The organism is Brevibacillus centrosporus, from assembly GCF_003710815.1.
In the GTDB taxonomy this organism is placed as follows: domain Bacteria; phylum Bacillota; class Bacilli; order Brevibacillales; family Brevibacillaceae; genus Brevibacillus; species Brevibacillus centrosporus.
Genome location: NZ_RHHP01000034.1, coordinates 1 through 24,547 on the forward strand (window position 1 = coordinate 1; position 24,547 = coordinate 24,547).

Sequence of the window (24,547 nt, forward strand, 5' to 3'; positions counted from 1 at the left end):
AGCTGCGAAAGTTGAGTTAATGCTTTTTGGATGACCGCGTATTAACATATGTAAATTTCCTTGAACAGTCGTAACAGACAGCAAAGGTGGAAAGGAGGAGAGATGTTGGAGAGTGCTCAACTAAACAAGGAGATTTACCAGATGCGAAAAGACGAGCTTCGTGAAGGCGTTATCTCCGCTGAACAGTTTACACAAATATATGAAGAGTATTTTGACCGGGTGTACAAGTATATCTACTACCGGGTTCAAAATCAGTATGAGGCAGAGGATATTTGCAGCCAAGTGTTTGAGGCAGTCATTTCCAAGTACGATCATTTCTCAGAGGAAAAAGCCAAATTCGATGTGTGGCTCTTTGCGATTGTACGAAATGCCGTGACGGATTACTTTCGCAAAAAGAAAAAGAGATTTCATTTTTCGCTGGATTCCATTACCGAATTGATTCTGCCGAAACCGTCCCCCGAAGAGCTGGCCATTCGGGACGATGCTCATCAGGCCTTGTTCCATGCCATGGCAAAGCTGCGGGACAAAGAACGCAATATCCTCGCATTGAAATTTGCCGCCAGCCTGAAAAACGCAGAAATCGCTGAGCTAATAGGGGTTAGCGAGTCCAACATTGGTGTCGTCGTCTACAGGAGTTTAAAAAAGCTACAGAAAATCTTGGAGACAGGTAGGTTCAAGGATGAGTAAAAAACACAATTGGGAAGATTGCCGAGATGCCGTTGATCTGCTTAAGAAGAGTGAGATCGAGCGCACTTTAGCAAAGGAGCGCATTTACAAACGTCTGCTGCAAAAAATCGAGGCGGGAGAAGTTCAGCCTCAAGACTTGAAAAAGGATGGGATGACGATGATGAAAAGAAAATGGAAAACGGCTACAGCCGCTGCTGTTGCACTCATGCTCATTGGCGGAGCGCTTTCAACGACCTCTTACGCGCAAGGAATGATTCAATCGATTCTGGCCCGTTTCCAAGTGGGGAATATGGAAATCGTGCAAGTGGACAAGGAACGGCCAGCAGTGGAAAGCCATGAGTCTGTCGATCAGGAAAAAGCTGCTGAATCCCGTGAAGTGGAGCTGCCTGCCCAGCCAAAGCTGTCTCTGGAAGAAGCGCGCACCACCATCGGCATCAATTTCCCGGCGCCAACCTGGATGGCTGATTTTGCATACGTGAACACTGTGATCCACGGAAAAAGCATGGTAGAGGTTCAGTACTCACAAGGCGAGAAAACCGTGAACTTCCTGATTTCGCAGGGAGGAGAAAACGGCATCGAAACCACCGGCCAAGTAAAAACAGAAGTACTCGCAGGGAAGAAAGTCTACTATGCGAACGGGATTGTGATTTGGGAGGATGAGGACTTCACCGTCGAGATGTACGCCCGAGAGGATTTTGACACGGCAACACTCGAAACAATCATCAAAAGCTTTGCGGTCGGCAAGCCTTTGACGCAGCAACAAATCGATCACGCCAAAGCCAATCTGGACAGCGTGATCCAAACAGAAAGAGCAAGGCAGGCGGCTCCGGCAGCTCCAGCTAGAGAAGAGCGCAAACAGTAGAGCTCCCAAACGGAAGAAGTGCCCCAAAAAGAAGCTTTTTCCCCAAAAAAATAGACAAATCAAAGGTTGCCAACTCGATGGCAACCTTATTTTGTTCCCCCATTCACTAAAAGTAAGTAAGGTACAATCAGCTCACAGGAGAAGACTGTTTCCAGGCGGAGCGACTGTGGAGTCCCACCCGAGGCAAAAGAATCGCCACTCTTGATTCACTGCGAAGCAGAGCTACTTTGGCGATTCCCTCGGAAGCATGGCGCAGCGGCCAGCAACCACCCCCAGTAGGACGCAGCCTGGAGCGCAGAATGGAAACAGGCTTCTACACCCCGACTGCCCAGCCAGCCCTTCTTGCTTGAAAAAGGGGCTGATCCCTGTCCTACGAAAGGGGGTCAGTCCCAATCCAGGAGGGTTGTTTTTTATTCTCATGCACGACGCCTCCCACAGCGGCGGATAGGGTTGTAGGAAAAAAAGAAGCGGCTATAATCAAATGAAAATTATTCTCAACAAAGGCTGGATCGAGAACGAGTGGGGGTGAGAGAGAATGAAGCCCCTTCATCGAATCGATTTTTCTGCAGGTTACCTCCTTGATTTGATCGTACTCGGGCTGGGTATCGGGGGCACGCAGGCTATACGACATCGGCTTCCTTGTCCGTGAAAGAAAGCGAGCAGGACAGCGTCGCTTCGTTCCTCGCATCCATTCAGGGGGTGGGCTCATTCCTTGGCCCTATCCTTGGAACGTACCTGTATACCTTGCACGTCGTGGTGCCCTATGGGATGTGTGTCGTCCTGCTTGCATGGACTCTGCCATTTGTGTATCGCAAGAAAAAAGAGATCGCCAGCGCAATCTGAAAGATGGGGACAAAGATAGGCAATGCCCGGCTCTTTCTTTGCAGATTTTCGCTTATACTGTAGATAAAGCTGATGCAGGGCAGGGAGTCACATATGATAGTAGTGAAGCAGTTGTTGGACCACGGCGAGTGGGCTTTTGGCGGCCGGGGGAATCTGTACCAATCAGAGGAAGCGGACGTTTTGATCGCCGTTTATCCGCCCACCAAAAAACGTGGATGGTGGACGTACGCCACTCTTGAGCTGCACCGGACAGGTGCCAGCGAGTGTCTCATGTACTCTTACCGCTTTGAGCGTGAGATGATCACCTTGCTGGCCCGCGTAGCCAATCAGGTCATCGAAAAATGGAAGCAAGAGCGCAGGCGCCTTACGCCGGGAGATGCCTTTTTTCTGGGAAGCTCGATTCAGGAGTCTTCCCATTTGGACTTTGTGATCACGACACCAGCTGATTTTGAAGAGGATGGCTTTGACTATTTTACGGACGGCGTAGAAGTCATCACTTTCCTGATGCTGCATGCCATCGCAACATCGGAGGCGTCGTTTGCGATGCAGCACGGATTGGATGCATTGGAGGACTTGTTTATACGTACCGGTGTCGATTCCCTGGACTTCAAGCGTAACCCAGCCATATGAGAAGGGAGCGAGCGGGATGAAAACAGTTCGAATGAGAGTGACCGTAGTTGTTGAGCATCAAGGACAAATCCTGTTGATTCGGGAAAAATCAGGTGGTGCAGTCGGGTATAGTCTCCCGGGTGGAAATATTGAGTTTCTGGAAGCGCTGCCAGATGCGACCCGAAGAGAAGTATGGGAAGAGACCGGCTTGAAGGTGGAGATGGATCGCCTGCTCTGGGTGGACGAACGCATCGATCGGGCAGGAGATGGAAAACATACGATCGGGATCGCTGTCTTGGCAAAAGTAGTGGGAAATGAGACGGCTCCTATACCAGGGGGGGTTGAAGGCGAACAGATCGAGTGGGCGGGCTGGGTATCGCTTACGGATTGGAAAACGCTACCCCAGTATCACATTACCAGACAGGAGGATGTCCTAAAAGCGCTCGAAGGTGATCATTACAAGCCGGCATACATCGGAAACATGCTCGACAAAGAACAGTCATGATGAGGGAGCAGCCATGAGCCAGGACTTCATTCAATCAGTATGGAAGCAGGCGCCAGAGCTGGCAGGGCATCTATGCTATTTAGCTTTTGCCGGAAGCCGCAGCTACGGCACAAGTACAGCCGGCAGCGATATCGACCTGCGAGGAATTGCTTTTGCGCCGGTGGAAGCGGTCTTTGGGCTGCAGACGTATGAGCAGACCATTTTGGCAGACCCCGATCTGGTCGTCTACGCACTGAACAAATATATACGCCTGGCAGTAAAGGGAAACCCGAATATCGTGGAGATGCTCTATGTGGAGCCAAAGAATATCGTGTACGCAACCGAGGCGGGAGAGGAGCTGCGAGCCCATCGGGAGCTGTTTCTCTCCAAGCGGTTGTATCACTCGTACGGTGGCTATGCCATCCGAAATCTGCGCAAGCTGGCGAGCGAAAAAGAAGCGTACGACGCGAAAAATGCTCATCACCTGATCCGTCTGCTGCAGATGGGACGAGAGCTGCTGGAGACGGAAGAGCTGCTCGTATCGCGGCCAAACGCGCAGGAGCTTGTAGCGATTAAACAAGGGAAATGGCCAGCAGCCGATTTGCTCGCCTATGCGGAGAAGCTGTTCGCCCAGATGACGATTGCGCATGAGAGCTCCAGCCTGCCGGAAGCGGTAGATGCAGAAGCCGTTCAACAGCTGGCGATTCGTCTAAATCAGGCATTTTACTCGAAAACACGGCAATAAAAAGCAACACCGACCGCAAAAAAAGTGGTCGGTGTTTTTCGTTACGCCTTTTGCCGCACAGATGCCGTCCGTCCCTTGGCCACAGATGCGACTACGATCACGCAGGCTAGCACGGCACCGAGCGTAACAGACTCAGCGAGCAGGAAGTACGAGGCGAAGATGGTGAGAAACGGCTGAAGATACTGAGTCTGGCCGACTCTTGCCACCCCACCGATTGCCAGCCCATGGTACCAGGCGAAGAAGCCGAGAAATTGGCTGATGACACTGACGTAGCTAAAACCGATCCACGCTGTCAACGAGGCGTTCTGGAGCTGGGAGAGGAGCGGGCCTGCGATGGGGATGACGAGAAAAGGGAAGGAGAAGACCAGGGACCAGCTAATGACCTGCCAGCCGCCCATCGTACGTGCGAGCTGTCCCCCTACTGCGTAACCGATTGCCGCGGAAATAACAGCGGCAAGCAGCGACAAATCTGCCCATTGCAGCGCCCCGAATCCTGAGCTTGCCGCGTACACAAGAATGGCGAGACAGGCAACACCGCTAGAGAGCCAGTACATGCGAGCAGGGCGCTCCCCGGAGAAAAAGGCCGCAGCACCAGCAGTCGCGAGCGGCAGGAGCGCGATGATGATGGCACCGTGAGTGGCAGGAACCCGCTGCATCGCCCAAGCAGAGAAATAGGGAAAGCCGATCACCACACCGCCTGCGACGAGAAGCAGCTGCCTTGTTTCCTTCCAGGTCGGAGTGGGAACGCGTCTGATGAGCAAAACAATCGCTGCCAGGATCGCAGCGACCAAAGCGCGTCCCAGTCCGGCCGTCATGGGTGTCAGAGCGGTTAGGGCCACTTTTGTTGCAGGCAGGGTCAGGCTAAAGCTGCAAACCCCCAATAGTCCGTAGAGCATCCCCGCTTTTTCATTGGATATTCCCTGCGCTATCGAGGCAGGAGGAGTGATCTGTTTTTCTTTCATGGATACGTCCACTTTCATTGAAATCGCCTTCCTTTGTTTGGCTAAAGCTGGTTTTCCCCATCGTAAGGCGAGTGGCGAAGATTGAGTAGAGCCAATTGGCAGGAGGTCTGGTAGGCCAATTTGTCGAACGTCAAAGTACGAGAATTTATCTTGGAATGGAGGATGGCGACAATGGAGTGGCAGCCAGACAAGCAAGCAGATACCCCTGTCTACCAACAGATTGCCAAGTGGCTGGAGCAGCAAATCATTCTAGGTGATTTGCCGCCTGGCACTTCCTTGCCAGCAGAAAGGTCGCTGGCTCAGCGTTTGGGTGTAAACAGAGGAACGGTATCAGCGGCATACGAAGAGCTGCGCTCAGCTGGATTACTGCAATCCTGGCAAGGAAGCGGGACATGGGTCAGCCGGCATTTGTGGGGGGTGCAGCGGGTGCCGAACTGGCACAAATATACGAACGGGGGCGCATTTTTACCTGCGTATCCTCTCGTCAAAAGAATCCAAGAGGCATGCTACGATTCGTCGATCATCAATTTGGCAAGGGCCGAGCTGGCGACGTCGCAGATTCCCTCTTTAGGCACGCAGGAGCTGCAGCGACTCTCCCAATCCCATTTTGAGCTGGGGTACTCGCATCCAAAAGGGGATCCGGGCTTGCGTGAAGTCCTTTCCGAGCACCTCAGATCGCAGTATGGGATCACAGCGTCTCCGGAAGAGATCCTCGTCACATCGGGAGCCCAGCAAGCCCTGCATCTCATCTCGCTTTGCCTGCTGAGCCCGGGTGATGCGGTGGCAATGGAGGGACCGTCCTATTCGTATTCCTTGGCTTTGTTTACGTCGGCAGGTCTGAGGCTGTACCGGATCGCGATGGATGAGGAAGGAATCCTCGTGGACGACATCCGTCACCTGCATCGCGAGCACAAGCTGCGTATGGTTTTTGTCAATCCGACCTACCACAATCCGACGGGAACGGTGCTCAGTGACCAGCGGAGGAGGCAGCTTCTCGACATTTGCATGGAGCTGCGCATTCCACTCGTCGAGGATGACGCTTACGGAGCTCTAACGCTAAAGGACAGCAAAAGACCGCCACTCCCGATCAAAGCGATCGATCCCAGTGGAACGGTCTTGTACGTCAATAGTGTTTCAAAAACAGTCGCACCTGGATTGCGGATTGGCTGGCTAGTCGGGCCCAGATCTGTGGTAGAAAGACTAGCGGATGCCAAGCAGCAGATGGATTTTGGCACGAGCAGCATATCCCAGCAGCTGGCGAGGATCTTTTTGGAAAGCGGCAAATGGCGCGAGCAGATGGAAAGGCTCCCAGCCTATCTCTACCAACAGCGACAAGCGATGCTGGATGCTTTGAACGCCTGTCTGACTGACGATGCTGAGTGGCGCGTCCCGGAAGGCAGCTATCATGTATGGTGTCGTCTGCGCGAGCCTCGAGACGAGCGTGTATTGCTGGATGCCGCTATTCGCGAGGGAATCGTCTTTACGCCCGGTACAGTGTATGGCGCAGAAGTCGGATGGATGCGTTTGACCTATTCATGGGAAGAGCCGGATGCGATTCGGGAAGGAATGGTTCGACTGCAGAGAGCTATTCACAAGACTCGCTAGGAAAGCTGAGACTATAACAAGCTGTGTTTGACCGATACTAGGGAGAATCGAGATTGGGCGAGATGAGGTGAACACATGGGCTTTTCCTTGGTGATTGGTTATTTAGAGTCGCTGACATCCTACTATTTGGGTCTGCTCCTTCTTGTGACGGGACTGATCTTGCGTTTTCGCTATTATGTGGCGTATCAGAACAGACAGCTGACGCGCGATGCAAAATATGCAAAATTCGGCAGCTACACGCTGTTTATTTTGTGTGTAATCGTTCTGATTACCCATTATATTATTATTTGAACTGACCAATCCGCCTGATAAAGACTTCAACGCTGACATGGACTTCCGCGTCCTTGAAGTTTTGATCCCAATTCTTTTCATGGGTCTTCCAATACGCGTACTGATGTCTGCGGAGCTCCTCGCCGAACCCAAAAATATCTGTCTGGTAAGTCTTCTGCATCCTTTGGATGAGCGACTCCGCTTTTCTTTGGACAATCTTGTTCATCTGGATTTCTTTTTTTCGCAGCTTTTCGATCGTCGGGTTGTTTTTTAACCCGTCCTCAGCCAAATTGCCTTCTCCTCTGATCCGTACCGTAAATACGGGTTTTCCGTTTCTGATTTCCGTATGGATTTGGGACCGGACTGCCTTTACCTCCATCGTCGTAAATCCAGGGATGCCACCTTCGGGATTTTGCAAAATGACCTCGTCGCCTGCAGAAAAGGTGCCGTTGATCCAGCGAAGGGATTTGACCTCTTGATCCGAAAGCCACCCGATTAATTTATCCCCCTTCATGATAGCACCGCCAGCCATTTTCACTTCGTGCGGCTCGATGGTGATCCTCGGCAAAACGCTGTTGCTGCCGCTGTGAAAATTGGTAGAAAACTGGCCGATGGAGACCGTGTTGGGAAGGCGTGCTGTTTTGGATTCCCCTTCCTCTGTCAGCTTGCTGATGTACTGTCCGGAAACAGGCATTAATCTCGGTTTTACAGCCAAAGCGCTTTTTCCCATCCCTTTTGCGATGACCAGCTTAATATTTCTTCGGGATTCATGGTCGCGAAAGAATAGATCGAGCGCATGACTGATCCCGTCCTTTGCCATTTCTTCGCCGATGATAATGATCTGCAGATGCTCGTAGTACGGCTGCCTGGCGACGCGTGTTGCCATAAGCCGAATGCACTCAAAAATAGAAGGTCCCGTAGATGTCGCATTCCAGATGGGAGAAATATTGGTGCTGCTTATACGGCTAGACAGGGCACGCGCCTCTGTGAACTGTGCCGAATACTCGTAATAAGAGCGTTTCCCCTTCTCGGGAAGGTTTTTATCGATGGCAATCGCCATGACAAACAGACGCTCTTGGATCTCGACGCGATCCCAGCAGCCGCTCAAGAGCAAGGGAAGAACAGCACTAAGAAGCAGGAGGGCACGGCGTTTCAAGCTGATTTCCTCCTTTTTTTCCATTTGTACACGAGGACGAGCCAAATAGGCACGACAGCGATCAGGGAAACGCCCAGCCAGCTTGCCCATTTACTCCATTTATCCACCTCCAAAATATTGCGGGGCAGGACCGCGATCAGAAAGACGAGAGGAATCATGTACAAGGCGATGACGCGATGCTCCTGAAGCCCCAGCATTTGTGAAGCAATGAGACTGGCGCAGTAGTGGAACATCACGACGGTCGTGACCGCAAAGGGAATCCAGACCATCATCATGATCGAGTCCAAGCGTTCGATAAACGCGCCGGGAACTTCGATGTTTTTAATGATCGCAAGCGTCGGGTATTCGACCAAGGTTACCTCTGATTTTCCCAGGACGGCTATACACAAAATCGTAACGATGACGTACAGAATCATCGTAGCACCGATGGAAATCAATGCGGCTCGCTGTGCGCCTCTTGGCTGCTCCATGAACGGCTGGATGAACAGCAGGATCTCAAATCCCATAAAGGAAAAAAAGGTTGAAGGCAACGCGTGCATGAGTGGTTGAATCCCATCTCCGAGAACAGGCAGGATTCTCCCAAAATCCGTATCGCGGATCGTCTGGGTCAAGACGAGCAGAAGCAACAGAAGGGCGAGGGGTTGGATGAACTCGTTAAAGCGGGCGATCGCATTGACGCCGTGCAAGACCAGATAAGAACTGATGGTAAGCATGCCAATAATGATGACCTCAACAGGAGTCAGGTCCAGCAGGAACAGCTTGGTCACATCGGCAGAGATGCGTACCACTGTCCCGACAAACATCAGAAAATAGAGCAGAAAAGCAAGCAGGACGATCGTTCCTAAAATTTTCCCGATCAGCGTCGGAGCATAGTGAATGATGCTTTTGCCAGGGAAGCGATTTCCGAGATAGGCCATGATCGAGACAGCTACCATGGCCAGAAAGCCTGCTGCAAAGATGACGATCCAGCTGTCGACACCAGCTTTGGCCCCAACGGTTTCTGGCAAGGTCAATATTCCCACGCCTACCATAGCGGCAAACAGCTGGACAACGATTTGCGAGGTCGTTAATCGATCCTTTATCACGCTTACCACCCTTTCTTGCGTTTTTGGGTGTTCATTCGTTTTTGATCCAAGGGATGGAGGATTTCAGGACGATTTTTCATATAGATCAGCGGGGCACGAACGAGCAGGTCCTTCCAGTCGCTGAACCGATACGGTGTAATGGGCGCAAAATAGTTGATCCCGAAAGATTTGAGAGAGACCAAATGAGCCAGTATTGCCATCAAGCCGAGCAGCAGCCCGAACATACCCAGGCTGCCGGACAAGATCATCAACGGAAAACGCAGCAAACGCAAGGCGATGGCCCCATTGTACGCAGGGACCAAAAAGGAAGAAATAGCCGTGATGGCAACGACAATGACGAGCACGGGACTGACGATTCCCGCCTCTACAGCCGATTGACCGATGACGAGACCGCCGACGATCCCAATCGTTTGTCCCATGACCTTGGGCAGACGCAACCCGGCCTCGCGCAGCATCTCGAGCGTTGCCTCCATGAAGAGTGCCTCCAGAAAGGCAGGAAAAGGCACCTCCGACCTGCCGGCAGAAATACTCAAGGCTAATTGCGTGGGAATCATTCCGGGATGATAAGAGATGAGGGCAATGTACAGGGAAGGCAACGTCAAAGCGATCGCAGCACCTGCTACCCGAATAATGCGAATGGCAGTGCCGATCATCCACCGCTCGTAATAGTCGTCCGGAGACTGAAACAGCATGGAAAACGTTACGGGAACGATCAGCACGGAAGAATTGCCATCCACCATGATGGCAATGCGTCCTTCCAGCATGGCAAACAGAACATTGGAGGGCCTCTCCGTATACTGTGCTTGCGGAAAGGGAGAGTACCAGCTGTCTTCGATCCATTGTTCAATCGTCCCGCTGTCCAGCACCTTATCCAAATCAACGGTAGACAACCGCGTCCGTACTTCGTCGAGAATGTTTGGATTGACGATGCCATCCACATAGAGCATCGCTACCTTCGTATTTGTCCGCCTACCTAACTCCTGAATCGTGACCTTTAATTCGGGATCCGGGTATCTGCGTCTAATTAACGATACATTCGTGCGCAAGGATTCCACAAAGCTGTCACGCGGTCCACGCAGAGCGCTTTCGTTTTCCGATTCCTGAATGCTTCTTTCCTCCAGGCCGCTGCCGATCGCAAAATAAGCTTCCTGGTCACAGTCTCGAACGATCAGGAGATTGCCGTTTAAAATTTCACTGACGGCTTCGTCTACGGTAGAGATCGGCGAGAACGGCACTTCCACGCAGTTCTGGCGCAGTTTTTCCAGGATGTGGTCCTGAATGTAGTGGGAATCTACCAAGCTATCCAAAAAGCAGAGGGTAAAGGATTCGCCTGCGATATGGACCATGCTGTTCTGAAAGTCGGAGCTATCGCTGAAGCGGGAAGTCACTTCCGATACCCAATCCATGGTAATACCTCCTGAAGAAGGAATATACGTATTGTTAGACAAACCGATCACATTATGCAGAAAACCGGAATGTTGCGAGCAAAAAAACAGCTGTCACGGGCAGTTGCAAAACAGAGCGAAAGGAGTATAATGAGAATATGTTTCGCTAGGTAAACATTTTTGGTTAGAGCAAATCTCTATATTTTTTTCTTTAAAAGTTGCCCTTGTGCAAAAAAAATGGACTAAGCCATAAAAGGTAGGTGGAAATCATGTTAACTGGATCAAATGCAACAAAAGCAGCAAAAGAAAGCAGCTGGAGAAGAGAGGCGTCGCAGCCGTCTCTGCCTGAGGTACATCGATCGATGAAGGTACCGCAAAAAGGCTCTTGGATTCGCAAATTCCTCGCGTTTGCAGGACCTGGCTACCTCGTAGCGGTCGGCTATATGGATCCAGGTAACTGGGCCACTGACATCGCTGGGGGTTCACTGTTTGGTTACTCTTTGCTGTCAGTGATCATGCTGTCCAATCTCATGGCCATTCTGCTGCAGGCGCTGGCTGGAAAGCTGGGGATTGTGACAGGAAGAGACTTGGCGCAGGCTTGCCGGGATCATTACAGCAAACCTGTCGCAATGGGCTTGTGGGTACTGTGTGAGCTTGCGATCGCAGCCTGCGATTTGGCAGAGGTCATCGGTGCAGCCATCGCTTTGAATTTATTATTTGGCATCCCTCTTCTCTACGGTGTCTTAATTACAGCGTTGGACGTTTTGGTCGTTCTTTTCTTGCAGAACAAAGGGTTCCGCTATATCGAGTCGATCGTCATCGCGTTGATCGTGACGATCGGGGCATGCTTCGCTTTTGAGATGTTCTGGTCACAGCCTGAGGTAAAAGAGATTTTGGGCGGCTTTATTCCTACCGCCGAAATTGTGAAAAATCCGGAAATGCTCTACATTGCCATCGGGATTTTGGGCGCGACGGTTATGCCACATAACCTGTACCTGCACTCTTCCATCGTACAGACCCGGCAATACGAGCAGACTACGCTAGGCAAACGGGAAGCGATCAAATACGCGACCGCAGACTCCACGATTGCTCTCATTTTCGCCCTTGGCATTAACGCAGCGATCCTGATCCTGTCTGCGGCGACGTTCCACCGAGCAGGAATGACAGAAGTAGCGGAGATCGGCGATGCTTATCACCTGTTGGCACCTTTGCTGGGGACCACTTTAGGCAGTATTCTTTTTGGGGTCGCTTTGCTTGCGGCGGGAATGAACTCGACGCTGACAGGAACGCTGGCAGGCCAGATCGTCATGGAAGGCTTCCTGAACCTGCGCATCACGCCTTGGCTCAGAAGGCTGATTACGCGGATGATCGCCATTATCCCCGCTGTGATCGTGACAGCTCTGTACGGCGAAAGCGGCACAACGCAGCTGCTGATCCTCAGCCAGGTCATCCTGTCGCTCCAGCTGTCCTTTGCCGTCGTTCCACTGGTGAAATTTACGAACGACAAAAAGAAAATGGGCGAATTCGTGAATGCCCCTTGGCTGAAAGTCCTGTCCTGGATCGTCGCGATCATTATCATGGTGCTGAATGCTTATCTTCTGTACCAGACTTTGTTTGGCTAAAGAGTAAGAAGAGTTGTTCCCAGTGTGGAATGACTCTTTTTCTTTTCGGCAGGAAACGGTGACTTTACGGAAGGGGCTCAAAGAGATACGATCAGAGGAGTGTTTTGTATTTGGAAAATTGGGAATTTGATGTGACAGGGACAGGAGGCTGAGATACATGGAACAGGAGAAATGGGGTATTGTCGGAATTGGAACATTAGGAGGCGCGATTTTAAAGCAGCTGAGTAACGGGAAGCGATTCATCGACTTCTATCATCCGAATGCCGAGAAGGCTGCAGGGATTGCACAGGCCAATCCCGGGCACCAGAGCCTCACAGTAGAAGAGCTGGACAGTCTCGACTTCCTGATTCTGGCGCTGCCTGCTGATCGGCTGGTGCCATTCGTACAGAGCCTGCTAGACTCCGGTTTGTCGCTGACGACAGTGACCTTGCTCAACTTGGCAACGGTGGTAAAAACAGCTGAACTGAATCGTCAGTTCCCACAGCTTCGTTTTCTGGGGATGAAATTCATGGGGCATGCGGTGGATTTACGCGAGCGTGGTAACGGTCTGTTTATTACGGAACCGAATGAGCAGTTCGCGTCTGCGCAGGAGCGCGCCATCCGCTTTTTTGAGCAAATCGGTCAAGTCATCGTCGATAAGGAAGACGTGGTAGAGGAAGTGAATTCACTCGCTACGCGTATCGCAGTCAAAGCGGCGTTTGAGCTGGAGCAGGCGATCCGTGAAGGCGGATACCGCCAGGAGTACGCTTCCCGTGCGCTCGTTTCCGTCGCACCTGAGGTCATGCGTGCCTACGCTAGCGGGACGATGGGCCATTTTGCTCGCAAGATCGTCGAGCAGCTGCTGCAGGAACAGCAGGAGAGCTGATCGAAAAACAGCTTTGCCGGAGGTCTCAGCAACGAACGGTCGCTGGGGACTTCGGTTATTTTTTTGTTTGGAGAAAGGCTGATTTTTCCAAATTATACTTACGTGCGCAACCTTTTTCCTTCTGGTTCGTATGAAAAATAGATGCATTTATGGAAAGGGGTGGCAAATGTGGGGGTGCTTGAAACCATCTACATCGTCTGCCTGATCTGTGGGGTTCTTTACGCACTTTTCGCCTTGATTTTTGGTCATACGGGAGCGGATGGGATAGGACATGGTCATGCTCATTTGCCCGTGTTTCAGCCAATCTTGCTTGTCAGCGGCGCTACAGCATTTGGCGCAGCCGGGTACCTGCTCACTCGCTTCACGTCCCTATCTACGCTGATGGTGCTCGGAGCAGCGGTTATCCTCGGTGCTGGACTGGCAGTGGCCGCCTATTTTCTGTGGGTTGAGCCGATGAGTCGAGCAGAAAGCTCCACCGGTTATGCCATGAGCCAGCTGGGAGGGAAAATAGGCGAGGTCAGTACGACGATTCCTGTCAACGGATTGGGTGAGGTACTGGTGACAATGGTCAGTGGAACGACCTTTCACATGGCAGCCAGTCTGGACGGCATCCCGATTAAGCAAGGCACGCGGGTCGTTGTGGTGGAAGTGCGCGACCATGTTCTATACGTCACTCCTTTCCCGCATGAAGCTTCAGAAAAAGAGGAGGAATAATCGATGTCACTACTAGGGCTAGAACCGGGGATTTTGACGACTGTATTGATCGTCATCGTTGTATTCGTCGTACTGGGTATCGCCTTCTGGGCGAGATACAAGACAGTAGGTGCGGATGAAGCCATGATCGTAACGGGGAGCTATCTCGGCTCGAAAAATGTGCTAAGCGACGATTCCGGCCGCAAAATGAAGATCGTTCGGGGCGGTGGCGCCTTTATCTTGCCGATTTTTCAGCAAGCAAACTTCTTGAGTCTCTTGTCTCACAAGCTGGATGTTTCGACGCCAGAAGTGTATACCGAGCAGGGAGTTCCTGTCATGGCGGACGGTGTAGCGATTATTAAGGTGGGCGGATCGATTGACGACATCGCTACAGCGGCAGAGCAGTTCATGGGGAAAACGGATGAAGCGTTGAAATCCGAAGCCCAGGAGGTGCTGGAAGGCTATCTGCGGGCGATCCTCGGCAGTATGACCGTAGAAGAGATCTACAAGAACCGAGAGCGCTTCGCCCAAGAGGTGCAGTCGGTAGCGACCAAAGACCTGAAGAAAATGGGTCTGTCCGTGGTGAGTTTCACGATCAAGGATGTCAGGGACAAAAACGGTTACCTGGCTGCCCTCGGGATCCCGCAGATCGCAGCCGTCAAGCGAGATGCGACGATCTCCCAGGCCGATGCGGATAAAGAGGCGCGGATCAAGCAGGCGCAGGCAGAGGAAGAAGCACGCAAAGCGGAGCTGTTGAAGGAAACGAACATCGCGGAAGCCGAAAAGGAAAAAGAGCTGAAGGTGGCTGCCTTCAAGCAGGAGCAGGACAAGGCAAAAGCAAGCGCGGACCAAGCCTACAAGCTGCAGGAGGCGGTAGCCAAGCAGCAAGTAACGGAAGAGGAAATGAAGGTCGATCTTGTTCGCAAGCAGAAAGAGATCGAGCTGGAAGAGAAAGAAATCCTGCGCCGCGAGCGGCAATACGACGCGGAAGTGAAAAAGAAAGCGGATGCGGATCGTTACTCTGTGGAGCAAGCGGCGGAAGCAGAAAAGGCGAAGAAGCTGCGTGAAGCTGATGCCCTCAAATACCGGATCGAAGCAGAAGCCAAAGCGATGGCCGAGCAAAAGAGACTGGAAGGTCTGGCGATCGCGGAGGCGGAAAAAGCAAAAGGTACCGCAGAAGCAGAGGTCACTCGTCTGAAGCTGGAAGCGGAAGCGGAAGGGAAAGAAAAGCTGGCAGAAGCATTCGAAAAATTCGGTCACGCAGCGGTGCTCGATATTATTTCCAAGATGCTGCCTGAGCTGGCCGAGAAGATCGCCGAGCCGATGAAAGCCATCGACAAGGTGACCATCGTCGACGCAGGCGGAGGACAGGGAGATGGCGTCAATCGACTGAGTGGAAACGTAACCAAGCTGATGGCCCAACTGCCAGAGATGCTGAAAGACGTATCTGGAATCGATATGAACAAGATGATTGCGGGCTTTATGCAAAAAGGAGGAACGGTGCCGGTTCCTGCAGCAAGTGAGGCTGCAGCCACGGCTGTGCCCAAAGTGGAAGAGATGGCTGCCGTGCGGACGACTCCTGCTGCAGCGGATGCCCCAAAATAACGAAGACACCAAAGCCCCTTCGAGTTGGAAGGGGCTTTTTTTGGCGTCTAGTCGTCCCCGTGTTCGCCTTGTCCTACCTTTTTTGTCTTGCCGTATAGGCGCATCATTTCTGACACCGTGACGAACTGGTACCCTCGCTTGTGCAGCTCCGGCAAAATTTCCCGGAGAGCCTGAACGGTTTGCTTGCGATCTCCGCCATAATCGTGGAAAAGGACGATATCTCCATTGCGGGCGTTGTTCAAGACCTTGTTGACAATTTTTTGTACACCTGGGTCACTCCAGTCCCGCGTGTCCTGGTGCCATGACCACATGACGACGAGAAAACCGGCTTTTTTTGCGGTGTTGACGACGGCATCGCTGTAGTAGCCACCGGGTGGTCGAAACAGCTGAGGACGGATACCGGTACTCTGAAAGATCGTTTCCTGTGTTTTTTCCATCTCCGCTTGTAGACGCTCCGAAGAGATTCGGCGTACATCTGGATGGCTATAGGTGTGATTTGCCAATTCATGCTGTTCCGAAGCCAGCTGGCGTACGACCTCAGGAAAATCCTTTGCCCGGGAGCCAACGACAAAGAAAGTCCCCTTCGCGTTGTATTGCTTGAGCAGCTCCGCGATCTGCAGCGTATATTCAGGATCTGGCCCGTCATCAAAGGTAAGCGCCATCACCTTCGTATTTGTGGGGACTTCCCAGACAATTTCGCCCCGGGTTTCGTAGTATTCGCGATCATGCTGGTTGCGGGCGAGGGCAGAGCCGTTCATGGAAGGGACAAGCAGAGCAAGCCCTACGAACAGTGCGACAGCCTGTTTTTTCATCGGATCACCTCTTGGCATGAAAAGTATCTTTACTATGCGCCAAGCATGAATGATTATGTGGGATAGCGAGTGTCCTCCACAAAAAGACACTTGTACTTTTTGGATGGATACTTTAATCTAATATCAGATTTGCCATACAGAGGATTGGACGAAGAGATAGGCAGATGGAGGAGAAAACATGAAGGTTGCAAAGTTCGGCGGTACTTCACTTGCGAATGCAGAGCAAATAAAAAAAGTGTGCAAAATCATAAGAGCAGACCAAGAGCGGCGTGTGGTGGTGGTCTCTGCTCCGGGCAAGCGTTTCAAGGAAGATACAAAAGTTACAGATTTATTGATACAGTACGCGGAGCGCTTTTTGGCAGCAGGGGAAGCACCAAAGGAGAAACAGGCGATTTTTGCGCGTTACCAGGAGATCGTGAAGGAGCTGCAGCTATCGGCTGGAGTAGGGGGGCAGATCGAAGCGGAGCTGGATGCAGTCCTCTCCAATCAGAAAAACCTGTCAGCGGAGCGGTTTATGGATGCTGTCAAGGCCGCAGGTGAGGATACATGCGCGAAGGTTGTTGCTCACTATTTGCGCAGCCTGGGCGAGGATGCTCACTATGTGAATCCACTGGATGCAGGGCTACTCGTAACAGATGAGGTGGGAAACGCACACGTACTGCCGGAGGCGTACGAAAAGCTGGCTGCACTCGGGGCGGACAGAGGAATCACCATCTTCCCAGGATTCTTTGGCTTTACCAAATCAGGGGATCTGGTGACTTTCTCACGTGGGGGTTCTGACATTACCGGTTCGATACTGGCCGCAGCGGTCAAAGCGGATGTTTATGAGAACTTCACGGATGTCGATTCGGTCTATGTAGTGAACCCGAATCTGGTCGCTCATCCGGTGGAAGTGAAGGAAATTACATACCGCGAGATGAGGGAGCTTTCTTACTCCGGCTTCGGTGTGTTCCATGAGGAAGCGCTGATCCCTGCTTATCAGGCCAACATCCCGGTATGCATCAAAAATACGAACAATCCTTCAGCACCAGGAACGATGATTGTCAGTGAGCCTCCGGTATCCACCAAACGGGTGTCAGGGATTGCGAGCGATAGCGGATTTTGCAGCATCTATGTCAGCAAGTATTTGATGAACAGGGAAATAGGCTTTGGACGCAAGCTTCTGCAGATTCTAGAGGAAGAGGGCCTCTCCTATGAGCATAGCCCGTCTGGAATTGACAACATTTCGGTCATTCTGCGCGAGCGCGATTTGACTGTCGAGAAAGAAGAGCGCATCGTAGAGCGGATTTCGCGTGAGCTGCGGGTAGACGATGTGTCCGTCACACATGGTCTTGCTCTGGTGATGATCGTGGGAGAAGGCATGAGGCAGTCGGTAGGTACGACTGCACGTGCTGCCGCCGCGCTGGCACAAGCGAAGATCAACCTGGAGATGATCAACCAGGGTTCTTCCGAGGTCAGCATGATGTTCGGGGTCAAGGCTGTGGAAGCAGATCGGGCTGTCATCGCTTTGTATCAGGAGTTTTTCTGCAACGAGGAAGAAAACCAGCCTGTACTCGCGAATCACGTATCTTCCGTGAGCGTGTAGTCGCGCGGCTCAAAGGTCTGGTCCACCCATTGGTAAACGCTCCACTCGGGCTGGCCAGAAGCGAGGCTGACGATCCAGTAGCTAAGCGACGGATAATGCCAGCCGGTGCGATCGCGCTGGGAAGGGATCGGCGGCGAGTGAGGATGGGTATGGATGACTCCCAGCCATTGGACATTTGCCTTGCGGATGGCGGAGATGGCACCGAGGAAGGCAGCCCCATCCCACGAGAAAGTGTGCATACTCGATGTGGAAGTAGGCATGGGGATGTGGCCGGTAATGATGGAAGCACGACCTGTCAGCAAAGCCGAATATTCGTACGGGAACGCCTCTTGTGCTTCGCTCAGGAGGCGTTTGTGTACTTTTCGGGTCATGGATAATTTGTTATCCTTAAACGCAAAGGGCTCGCCTAACCAATCAGGGGACATAAGGCGCCTCCGTTTCATTCGGATTTGAAATATTTGGACCTGGAGGTTTCAGGGGAATGAGCACCATACATATTGGCGTTTGTGGCTGGGGTGATCATTACGACTTGTATACCCAAGGAGTGAGGAACCGCGACAAACTCTCTGTCTATGCGGGCCACTTTCCCATCGTGGAGGTGGACAGCTCCTTTTACGCCATTTTACCACAACGAAATTATGAGACGTGGGTCCGGGAAACGCCGGATCGTTTTGGCTTTATCGTCAAACCGTTTCAAGCCATGACAGGCCATCAGCGAGGGAGCGCGCCTGTAGACAGGAGAGAGGTTTTTCGGCAATTTGAGGAAAGCATCCAGCCATTGGTAGAGGCAGGAAAGCTCAAGGCGCTGCTGTTTCAATTTCCCCCGTGGTTTGATTGCACGCGGGAAAATGTCCAGTACGTACAGGCGTGCAGGCAGGAGCTGTCCGCGTATCCATTTGCCGTGGAATTTCGTCATCGCAGCTGGTTTCAGGAGAAATTCCGCGAGCGTACACTGGATTTTCTGAGGAAGATCGAGGCGACACATGTGCTGTGTGACGAACCGCAGGCAGGCGACGGCTCTGTGCCGATCGTCGTGGGAGTTGCTCATCCAAGGCTTGCGCTGGTACGCTTTCATGGCCGTAACCATGCCGGGTGGCGCGATCCGGGAGAAGGGCAAAAATGGCGAGATGTCCGCTATCTGTATCGATATTCGGAGGAGGAGCTGGCTGAGTGGGTTCCCCGCATTCGACAGATTGAGACCGAAGCGGATGAAGTATGTATTTTGTTTAACAATAACTCAGGAGGGGATGCCGTCCACAATGCCAAGCAGTTTGCGGACATGCTGGGGGTACAAGCCAGCGGGCTGAATCCTCGCCAAATGGAGTTGTTCTAGAAGAGAAAGAAGGGTATTACATGCTTGTTGCTATAGCAATCTTATTCCTATTCATCGGCGTGGCGGCAGGCGTCGTCGGCAGTATTGCGGGCTTGGGCGGAGGAATCTTTTTCGTTCCGGCTCTTCTGTTCTTTGCCAATGCGTACATGCCAGGCTCCATGACGCCTCAGGTCGCAGCGGCGACATCGCTCATCGTCATTGCTGTCACGGCATTATCTTCGTCGATTTCTTATCTGAAGCAGAAAAAGGTCGACGTCCAAAGTGCACTTCTCTTCTTTATTGGGAGTGCGCCGGGTGCTATTGTAGGTGTCTACCTTAATAAATTACTACCAATAGAAGGATTTACGCTCCTCTTTGGTTTGTTTCAACTGCTTATGTTCGTGCTGATGATGGTGAAAGACAAACTCAAGCCGCGCAGCATCAACTGGGAAATCAAACGCCATTTCATCGATCATGAGGGAAATGAATACGAATACGGATACAGCCGTTGGATGGCGATCCTGATTGCCTTTTTCGTCGGGATTACCTCCTCATTGTTCGGTGTGGGTGGAGGCGTCCTGATGGTGCCAGCGATGATGATTCTGTTTCGCTTTCCTCCGCACATCGCGACGGCCACCTCTATGCTGGTTATTTTCTTTTCGGCTGTGATCGGTTCCATCACCAATGTGCTGCATCACAATATCGACTGGCTGTACGCCGCTATGCTGGCGCCAGGTGCCTGGGCAGGAGGAAAGCTCGGGGCTTATGTCGCCAGCAAGATGAAAGGGCGGACCATCGTGCTGGTCTTGCGCGTATTGATTCTGGGCATAGCCATACAAATGATTGGGGAATCCATTCTCAGCTAAGCTCGTAGAGAGGGAGGGGATGGCCTTGGCAGACACCTGTATCTTGCACATGCTGCACACCAACGATCTTCACAGTCATTTTGCGCCTATGCCGCGAATTGCTACCTGCTTTCGTACCTATCGACAGCAATGGGAGCAAGGGGGAGAGCGTGTGCTGGCTGTGGACATCGGTGACCATATGGACCGCATGGATATGAAGTCAGAGGCAAGCTATGGAAAAGTAAATGTCGACGTCATGAATCAAACCGGCTATTCCTACGCGACGATCGGCAACAACGAAGGAATCACTCTTCCCAAAGAGAAACTCGATGAAATGTATAAACAAGCTGCATTTCAGGTAATTGTTGGGAATCTTCTGGATCCAGCAAGACAAAGGACTCCGCAGTGGGCTGTCCCCTACGCGATTCATGAATGGCAGGATCTGCGTGTAGCCTTGCTCGGCGTGACGATTCCCTTTACATCTTCCTATAACAGTATGGGCTGGGAGATCCAAGAGCCAATTGGTCTCTTGCAGCAGCAGCTAGAGGACTTAAGAGATCAGGCAGATGTCTTTGTACTCCTGTCTCATTTGGGGTATCCGACCGATTGCCGTTTGGCAGCAGAGCTAGACGGACTGGATGTGATTTTGGGGGCACACACTCATCATATGCTGCCCCGCGGAGAGCGAATTGGCCGTACGCTGATCGCACAGACAGGCAAATTCGGACAGCAGATCGGTCATGTGCGTCTGGTGTGGGACAAAGCCTCCAAAAAGGTGACAGAGATCGAAGCTGAGCTGTTCGCATCAGATGACTTTTTGCCGGATGAAGCCCTTGCCGCATTTTTGCAGGAGCAGGATAGAGAGGCAGAAAAGGTTCTTTTGCGCCCCGTAGCACAATTACAGCACGATTTGCGGGCAGAGTGGATGGAGGAGACAGCGTTTGGTTCTTTTTTGGCTGCCAGTGTGCGTTCTTGGACGGGAGCAGAAATCGGCTTGGCGAATGGCGGATTGCTGCTCAGCGATTTGCACCGCGGCAGCGTGTCCTTTGTTGATTTGCTGCACAGCTTGCCGCATCCGATCAACGCTTGTGCTGTCACGCTGACAGGTGCCCAGCTGCTGCGGGTTTTGGAGCAGGCGATACAGCCGGAGACGATTCATCGAGAGCTGCGTGGCTGTGGCTTTCGCGGGAAAGTGGAGGGCTGGATGGGCGTCGATGGGCTGCGCATACGGTACATTGAGGGAGAAACCCCGCGGATTCTGGAAATACAGGTCAATGACAAGCCGTTGCTGCTGGATCAAGAATACCGCGTAGGAACGATCGATATGTTCATGTACAATCGCCTGTTTCCTGACCTTCTCCAGGGAAGTCACATCGAGTTTTTCCTACCGCAAATGCTGCGGGAGGTCGTCGCCCAAACAGTGCTCGATCCCGTCCTGATTCAGCAATCGTTTACTCCTCGCTGGGAACGCGTCACGATTTCCTGATTTTTGGGAACAGCCCTCCTGACAAATTTGGGGCATGCTACACGAGTAGGGGGGAGAGGGACCATGCGGTTTATCGACGAGGTATACGAGCTCTACAAAGGGCATTTTAATGGAGCAGAAGAGGACATTACCGCCATTGTCGTCGGAATCCTGGATGAACAGTCTCGCGAGGACTTGCTCGATCTCATCGATGAGATGGATGGAGAGGAGCTTTTTCACATGCTTGCGACCTACATGATCGAGGTCATGAAGCGCAAAGTAGCGATGGAGGAGGAGCACTCTCCTTCGACGATGGCGCACTGACTTGTGCAAACACACATTTCTTTTTCCTGTCATAGGATGGTAACGCTACGAGGCAGGAAAGATGAAGGAGGGTTGCGCGATGGTCGAGGTAGTGCCAATTCATTTTCCGGAAGGGACAGCAATTGCTGTCACAGTCCGTTTGCCAAAGACGACATTGTTGGCTGTCACGACAGACAATGGATATATCATGTGTGGGGCTCTTGATGTAGGGCTTTTAAATGAACGGCTTGCCAGCCGAGAGATTTTAGCCGGGCGGGCTGTCGGGGTCAAAACGATTCAGGAGCTGTTGGATGCGCCTCTGGAATCCGTGACGACCACAGCCGAAAATCAGGGAATCACCGCTGGGATGATCGGGCGAGAAGCTGTCGCTCGCATGTTCTAAGCAACCGCCTGATGAAATCAAAAAGCAGGAAGCGCCTTTGCCGGGATGACGAGGGTGCTTCTTTGTTTTGGGGTAATAAAAAATTAGCATGTAGAATCTAGTCGAATCACGCTATAATAGGGTTACCCTGAGGAAAGGCGAATGTTGGAAATGAGACTGAAATCCATTCAAAAATGCCAGCCCGGTAATACGCTTGCTCGTTCCATCTACGCGGAAAACGGAACGGTTCTCGTTGGGACGGGTGTTGAACTTACCCAGCGAATGCTGGAACGGCTTAAGGCCAAGAACATCTCTAGTCTCTACATTCAGGATAAGCGCACTGACGATATCATTGTGGAGACCGTCATTTCCGAGCCCACTCGTAGAGCGGCGATGTCGATCATTCACGACACGTTTCGAGCCGTTCATGAATTTCCCCAAAAATGGCATCAGATTTTTTCAGACAAAGCTTTTGGCCGTGAATTGCGCCAGGTAATGGCGGCAGTCGCTGATGAACTGAATGCATCTCGCTCAGCCATGAACCTTTTGGCCGATGCGTGCGCTTTCGACAATTATATTTTTACTCACTCCTTCAACGTCGCCTTGTACAGTACCGCACTTGCCCTGAAGACGGAATGCACCGAAAAGGAAGTGCTGGAAGTCAGTATTGGCGGCATGCTCCATGATATAGGTAAGATCCTTGTCCCGGATGAAATCTTGAAAAAGCCAGGTCATTTGACGTCGGAAGAATTTGAATTGATGAAGAAGCACACGGAGTACGGCTTTGAAATGCTGCGACGCCAGGATGACATTCCTCTGCTGGTTGCTCACTGTGCGTTTCAGCATCATGAACGCTGGGATGGCTCCGGTTATCCGCGCAAGCTGAAAAAGGACGAGATCCATCCGTTCGGGCGCTTGATGGCGGTGACAGATGTTTTCGATGCCCTGACCTCCCACCGGGTATACCGTCCGGGGATGCTTCCACATGAGGCGATGGAGATCCTCTTCTCAGGCTCTGGCCGACTGTTTGATCAGAAGTATGTAGAGGCATTGCGAGATACGATCGCTCTGTATCCATTAGGTCTCAGTGTCACATTGAATACCGGTGAAACGGGTGTGATTGTCGATTCCAACAAAGGAATGCCGAGCCGGCCTGTGATTCGGATTCTGGTTGACGAAAACGGCGAGGAACTGACGCAGCCGTACGAGTGCGATCTGTCCAAAAAACTGGCGCTGATGATTGTGGCGTGTGATGAGCTTGTCTAGTTCCTGTGCAGGAAAAGCTACAGCCATTCCTTTCGTTTAAAAATCAGAAACATGGTCAGTCCGATTACAGCCATGATGCCCAGCACGACAAAGTAGCCGTAATGGGAGTGCAGCTCGGGCATATTGTCGAAGTTCATGCCGTAGATCCCAGTCACGATGGTCAAGGGCATGAAAATGGTCGTCAGCGCTGTAAACACGCGCATGATGTCGTTTGCACGTCCGGCGAGCGCCGACTGATACGCTTCTCGCAAGTTCCCGATCAGCTCGCGAAAGGTCTCAAAGCTTTCTACGATTTTGGCAGCATCCTCTAGAATATCTCCAAAGTACTTCCGCATGGTTGGTCGAATCAGCGGAAGTTCTTTTTTGTGCAGCGCATCGATCAAATCACGCTGCGGCACCAGCATTTTGCGCGCATACAAAATTTCGCTGCGCAGCCCGATAATCTGATCGAGGTGTGACTTCCGCGTGTTCATCAGGATTTGTTCTTCCAGGTTTTCGATCAAGTCTTCGATTTTTTCGATCACGTCAAAGTAACGGTCGACGATCTGATCCACCAAATAATAGAGAAACGTATCCGGACGGTTGATTTCTTTCTCACGCAGCAGGGTCATCATGGTCGAAAATTCAGGAGCTTCCTGCTTCGTGACGGTAATAATGGCATGGGTGCCAAGAAAGACGTTGATTTCACGCAGGAAAATATCTTGGTTGTGAAACGCAATCCCGTTGATGACCAGAAAGTAATGGTCATCGTAGAGCTGCAGCTTGGGGCGCTGCTCTTCTTCGTCTATGCAGTCTTCTACGGCGAGATGATGCAGGCCGAACAATGGCTGCAGCACATCCAGATCAAACGGGGTAGCATCGATCCAGTAAAACCCGTTGACTGGAGGCGCTGCGGCTTCTTCTACATCGTCAATCTCCGTGATCAATCCGTTTTGTATGAGTCGAACTTTCATCATCGTCTTCGATTCTCCTGCAGGTAGAATGGGTAGAAATCATCCGTGGCCAAATGTGGGTGAGAATCAGCGAATAAGCGCTCTTGAGTGCTTGTCGACTGGGAGGCTTTGGTGCTAGTGGCTTTTCTTTTGGCGTATCCATCTAA

At 51.9% G+C, this 24,547-nt stretch carries 25 protein-coding genes; 18 read left to right on the forward strand and 7 right to left on the reverse strand.

Annotation, left to right across the window (positions count from 1 at the left end):
• The first annotated feature begins 102 nt into the window (after positions 1-102).
• The 5 genes from EDM55_RS23200 to EDM55_RS23230 all read left to right on the forward strand — a co-directional run bounded on the left by EDM55_RS23200 (position 103) and on the right by EDM55_RS23230 (position 4,230).
• Positions 103-687, forward strand: a complete 585-nt coding sequence (locus EDM55_RS23200; protein ID WP_170184446.1) for a sigma-70 family RNA polymerase sigma factor — start codon at positions 103-105, stop codon at positions 685-687.
• Complete coding sequence (locus EDM55_RS23205; protein WP_122961496.1) at positions 680-1,549, forward strand: hypothetical protein; 870 nt, start codon at positions 680-682, stop codon at positions 1,547-1,549. Before EDM55_RS23200 ends, EDM55_RS23205 begins: the two co-directional genes overlap by 8 nt.
• Positions 1,550-2,485: 936 nt before the next feature.
• Positions 2,486-3,022: a suppressor of fused domain protein gene (locus tag EDM55_RS23220; protein ID WP_122961498.1), complete on the forward strand. Its 537-nt coding sequence runs from the start codon at positions 2,486-2,488 to the stop codon at positions 3,020-3,022.
• A 16-nt stretch (positions 3,023-3,038) separates the two neighbouring features.
• Positions 3,039-3,506, forward strand: a complete 468-nt coding sequence (locus tag EDM55_RS23225) for an NUDIX domain-containing protein (RefSeq protein WP_122961499.1) — start codon at positions 3,039-3,041, stop codon at positions 3,504-3,506.
• Positions 3,507-3,519: 13 nt separating this feature from the next.
• Positions 3,520-4,230 carry a nucleotidyltransferase domain-containing protein gene (locus EDM55_RS23230; RefSeq protein ID WP_122961500.1) on the forward strand — a complete coding sequence of 237 codons (711 nt, stop codon included), beginning with the start codon at positions 3,520-3,522 and terminating at the stop codon, positions 4,228-4,230.
• A gap of 41 nt (positions 4,231-4,271) precedes the next feature.
• Here EDM55_RS23230 and EDM55_RS23235 read toward each other — a convergent pair whose 3' ends face one another.
• Complete coding sequence (locus EDM55_RS23235) at positions 4,272-5,210, reverse strand: DMT family transporter (RefSeq protein WP_092273365.1); 939 nt, start codon at positions 5,208-5,210, stop codon at positions 4,272-4,274.
• A gap of 153 nt (positions 5,211-5,363) precedes the next feature.
• Between EDM55_RS23235 and EDM55_RS23240 the strand changes: the two genes are divergently transcribed.
• On the forward strand, positions 5,364-6,797 hold the full coding sequence (locus EDM55_RS23240) for an aminotransferase-like domain-containing protein (protein WP_122961524.1): 1,434 nt from the start codon (positions 5,364-5,366) through the stop codon (positions 6,795-6,797).
• A gap of 75 nt (positions 6,798-6,872) precedes the next feature.
• Positions 6,873-7,088, forward strand: coding sequence for a CLC_0170 family protein (locus tag EDM55_RS23245; RefSeq protein ID WP_122961501.1), 216 nt, complete (start codon positions 6,873-6,875; stop codon positions 7,086-7,088).
• On the opposite strand, the gene EDM55_RS23250 is transcribed toward EDM55_RS23245, so the two are convergent.
• The 3 genes from EDM55_RS23250 to EDM55_RS23260 are packed head-to-tail and all read right to left on the reverse strand — an operon-like array spanning position 7,081 to position 10,714.
• The gene (locus EDM55_RS23250; RefSeq protein ID WP_170184447.1) at positions 7,081-8,223 is read right to left on the reverse strand and encodes a Ger(x)C family spore germination protein; all 1,143 of its coding nucleotides are present in this window, start codon (positions 8,221-8,223) and stop codon (positions 7,081-7,083) included. The two genes, EDM55_RS23245 and EDM55_RS23250, sit on opposite strands and share 8 nt — an antisense overlap.
• Positions 8,220-9,308 carry a GerAB/ArcD/ProY family transporter gene (locus EDM55_RS23255; RefSeq protein WP_122961503.1) on the reverse strand — a complete coding sequence of 363 codons (1,089 nt, stop codon included), beginning with the start codon at positions 9,306-9,308 and terminating at the stop codon, positions 8,220-8,222. Before EDM55_RS23255 ends, EDM55_RS23250 begins: the two co-directional genes overlap by 4 nt.
• Before the next feature lie 2 nt (positions 9,309-9,310).
• Complete coding sequence (locus EDM55_RS23260; protein WP_122961504.1) at positions 9,311-10,714, reverse strand: spore germination protein; 1,404 nt, start codon at positions 10,712-10,714, stop codon at positions 9,311-9,313.
• 248 nt (positions 10,715-10,962) lie between these two features.
• Between EDM55_RS23260 and EDM55_RS23265 the strand changes: the two genes are divergently transcribed.
• The 4 genes from EDM55_RS23265 to floT all read left to right on the forward strand — a co-directional run bounded on the left by EDM55_RS23265 (position 10,963) and on the right by floT (position 15,478).
• Positions 10,963-12,315 carry an Nramp family divalent metal transporter gene (locus tag EDM55_RS23265; protein ID WP_092273382.1) on the forward strand — a complete coding sequence of 451 codons (1,353 nt, stop codon included), beginning with the start codon at positions 10,963-10,965 and terminating at the stop codon, positions 12,313-12,315.
• 157 nt (positions 12,316-12,472) lie between these two features.
• Positions 12,473-13,180, forward strand: coding sequence for a hypothetical protein (locus tag EDM55_RS23270; protein WP_122961505.1), 708 nt, complete (start codon positions 12,473-12,475; stop codon positions 13,178-13,180).
• A 168-nt stretch (positions 13,181-13,348) separates the two neighbouring features.
• A complete protein-coding gene (locus tag EDM55_RS23275; RefSeq protein WP_122961506.1) occupies positions 13,349-13,894 on the forward strand; it encodes an NfeD family membrane protein in 546 nt (181 codons plus the stop codon).
• A 3-nt stretch (positions 13,895-13,897) separates the two neighbouring features.
• The gene (gene floT, locus EDM55_RS23280) at positions 13,898-15,478 is read left to right on the forward strand and encodes a flotillin lipid rafts scaffold protein FloT (RefSeq protein WP_092273391.1); all 1,581 of its coding nucleotides are present in this window, start codon (positions 13,898-13,900) and stop codon (positions 15,476-15,478) included.
• A 47-nt stretch (positions 15,479-15,525) separates the two neighbouring features.
• Here the strand turns inward: floT and EDM55_RS23285 are convergent, their stop codons facing one another.
• A complete protein-coding gene (locus EDM55_RS23285; protein ID WP_122961507.1) occupies positions 15,526-16,290 on the reverse strand; it encodes a polysaccharide deacetylase family protein in 765 nt (254 codons plus the stop codon).
• Between the two features lie 178 nt (positions 16,291-16,468).
• Between EDM55_RS23285 and EDM55_RS23290 the strand changes: the two genes are divergently transcribed.
• Positions 16,469-17,875: an aspartate kinase gene (locus EDM55_RS23290; RefSeq protein ID WP_092273397.1), complete on the forward strand. Its 1,407-nt coding sequence runs from the start codon at positions 16,469-16,471 to the stop codon at positions 17,873-17,875.
• Here the strand turns inward: EDM55_RS23290 and EDM55_RS23295 are convergent.
• A complete protein-coding gene (locus tag EDM55_RS23295) occupies positions 17,851-18,246 on the reverse strand; it encodes a M67 family metallopeptidase (protein ID WP_246071045.1) in 396 nt (131 codons plus the stop codon). The two genes, EDM55_RS23290 and EDM55_RS23295, sit on opposite strands and share 25 nt — an antisense overlap.
• A 110-nt stretch (positions 18,247-18,356) precedes the next feature.
• On the opposite strand from EDM55_RS23295, the gene EDM55_RS23300 reads away from it, so the two are divergent.
• The 6 genes from EDM55_RS23300 to EDM55_RS23325 all read left to right on the forward strand — a co-directional run bounded on the left by EDM55_RS23300 (position 18,357) and on the right by EDM55_RS23325 (position 23,448).
• Positions 18,357-19,208, forward strand: a complete 852-nt coding sequence (locus EDM55_RS23300) for a DUF72 domain-containing protein (RefSeq protein WP_092273403.1) — start codon at positions 18,357-18,359, stop codon at positions 19,206-19,208.
• Between the two features lie 20 nt (positions 19,209-19,228).
• Positions 19,229-20,053: a sulfite exporter TauE/SafE family protein gene (locus EDM55_RS23305; RefSeq protein ID WP_092273406.1), complete on the forward strand. Its 825-nt coding sequence runs from the start codon at positions 19,229-19,231 to the stop codon at positions 20,051-20,053.
• A gap of 25 nt (positions 20,054-20,078) precedes the next feature.
• A complete protein-coding gene (locus EDM55_RS23310; RefSeq protein ID WP_122961525.1) occupies positions 20,079-21,518 on the forward strand; it encodes a bifunctional metallophosphatase/5'-nucleotidase in 1,440 nt (479 codons plus the stop codon).
• 63 nt (positions 21,519-21,581) lie between these two features.
• Positions 21,582-21,821 carry a DUF6154 family protein gene (locus EDM55_RS23315; protein ID WP_092273409.1) on the forward strand — a complete coding sequence of 80 codons (240 nt, stop codon included), beginning with the start codon at positions 21,582-21,584 and terminating at the stop codon, positions 21,819-21,821.
• Between the two features lie 79 nt (positions 21,822-21,900).
• Positions 21,901-22,203, forward strand: coding sequence for a YunC family protein (locus EDM55_RS23320; protein ID WP_122961508.1), 303 nt, complete (start codon positions 21,901-21,903; stop codon positions 22,201-22,203).
• 150 nt (positions 22,204-22,353) lie between these two features.
• A complete protein-coding gene (locus EDM55_RS23325; RefSeq protein WP_122961526.1) occupies positions 22,354-23,448 on the forward strand; it encodes an HD-GYP domain-containing protein in 1,095 nt (364 codons plus the stop codon).
• Between the two features lie 17 nt (positions 23,449-23,465).
• On the opposite strand, the gene corA is transcribed toward EDM55_RS23325, so the two are convergent.
• Positions 23,466-24,401: a magnesium/cobalt transporter CorA gene (corA, locus tag EDM55_RS23330; protein WP_092273508.1), complete on the reverse strand. Its 936-nt coding sequence runs from the start codon at positions 24,399-24,401 to the stop codon at positions 23,466-23,468.
• Between the last annotated feature and the right edge of the window lie 146 nt (positions 24,402-24,547).

Bases quoted from the DNA above. Each gene is read 5' to 3' on its own strand.
- EDM55_RS23230 (WP_122961500.1), top strand. From the start codon at position 3,520: ATGAGCCAGGACTTCATTCAATCAGTATGGAAGCAGGCGCCAGAGCTG.
- EDM55_RS23240 (WP_122961524.1), top strand. From the start codon at position 5,364: ATGGAGTGGCAGCCAGACAAGCAAGCAGATACCCCTGTCTACCAACAG.
- EDM55_RS23265 (WP_092273382.1), top strand. From the start codon at position 10,963: ATGTTAACTGGATCAAATGCAACAAAAGCAGCAAAAGAAAGCAGCTGG.
- EDM55_RS23305 (WP_092273406.1), top strand. From the start codon at position 19,229: ATGCTTGTTGCTATAGCAATCTTATTCCTATTCATCGGCGTGGCGGCA.
- EDM55_RS23260 (WP_122961504.1), bottom strand. From the start codon at position 10,714: ATGGATTGGGTATCGGAAGTGACTTCCCGCTTCAGCGATAGCTCCGAC.
- EDM55_RS23245 (WP_122961501.1), top strand. From the start codon at position 6,873: ATGGGCTTTTCCTTGGTGATTGGTTATTTAGAGTCGCTGACATCCTAC.
- EDM55_RS23200 (WP_170184446.1), top strand. From the start codon at position 103: ATGTTGGAGAGTGCTCAACTAAACAAGGAGATTTACCAGATGCGAAAA.
- EDM55_RS23315 (WP_092273409.1), top strand. From the start codon at position 21,582: ATGCGGTTTATCGACGAGGTATACGAGCTCTACAAAGGGCATTTTAAT.
- EDM55_RS23235 (WP_092273365.1), bottom strand. From the start codon at position 5,210: ATGAAAGTGGACGTATCCATGAAAGAAAAACAGATCACTCCTCCTGCC.
- EDM55_RS23290 (WP_092273397.1), top strand. From the start codon at position 16,469: ATGAAGGTTGCAAAGTTCGGCGGTACTTCACTTGCGAATGCAGAGCAA.
- EDM55_RS23285 (WP_122961507.1), bottom strand. From the start codon at position 16,290: ATGAAAAAACAGGCTGTCGCACTGTTCGTAGGGCTTGCTCTGCTTGTC.
- corA (WP_092273508.1), bottom strand. From the start codon at position 24,401: ATGAAAGTTCGACTCATACAAAACGGATTGATCACGGAGATTGACGAT.
- EDM55_RS23270 (WP_122961505.1), top strand. From the start codon at position 12,473: ATGGAACAGGAGAAATGGGGTATTGTCGGAATTGGAACATTAGGAGGC.
- EDM55_RS23300 (WP_092273403.1), top strand. From the start codon at position 18,357: ATGAGCACCATACATATTGGCGTTTGTGGCTGGGGTGATCATTACGAC.
- EDM55_RS23325 (WP_122961526.1), top strand. From the start codon at position 22,354: ATGAGACTGAAATCCATTCAAAAATGCCAGCCCGGTAATACGCTTGCT.
- EDM55_RS23295 (WP_246071045.1), bottom strand. From the start codon at position 18,246: ATGACCCGAAAAGTACACAAACGCCTCCTGAGCGAAGCACAAGAGGCG.
- EDM55_RS23225 (WP_122961499.1), top strand. From the start codon at position 3,039: ATGAAAACAGTTCGAATGAGAGTGACCGTAGTTGTTGAGCATCAAGGA.
- floT (WP_092273391.1), top strand. From the start codon at position 13,898: ATGTCACTACTAGGGCTAGAACCGGGGATTTTGACGACTGTATTGATC.
- EDM55_RS23205 (WP_122961496.1), top strand. From the start codon at position 680: ATGAGTAAAAAACACAATTGGGAAGATTGCCGAGATGCCGTTGATCTG.
- EDM55_RS23220 (WP_122961498.1), top strand. From the start codon at position 2,486: ATGATAGTAGTGAAGCAGTTGTTGGACCACGGCGAGTGGGCTTTTGGC.
- EDM55_RS23320 (WP_122961508.1), top strand. From the start codon at position 21,901: ATGGTCGAGGTAGTGCCAATTCATTTTCCGGAAGGGACAGCAATTGCT.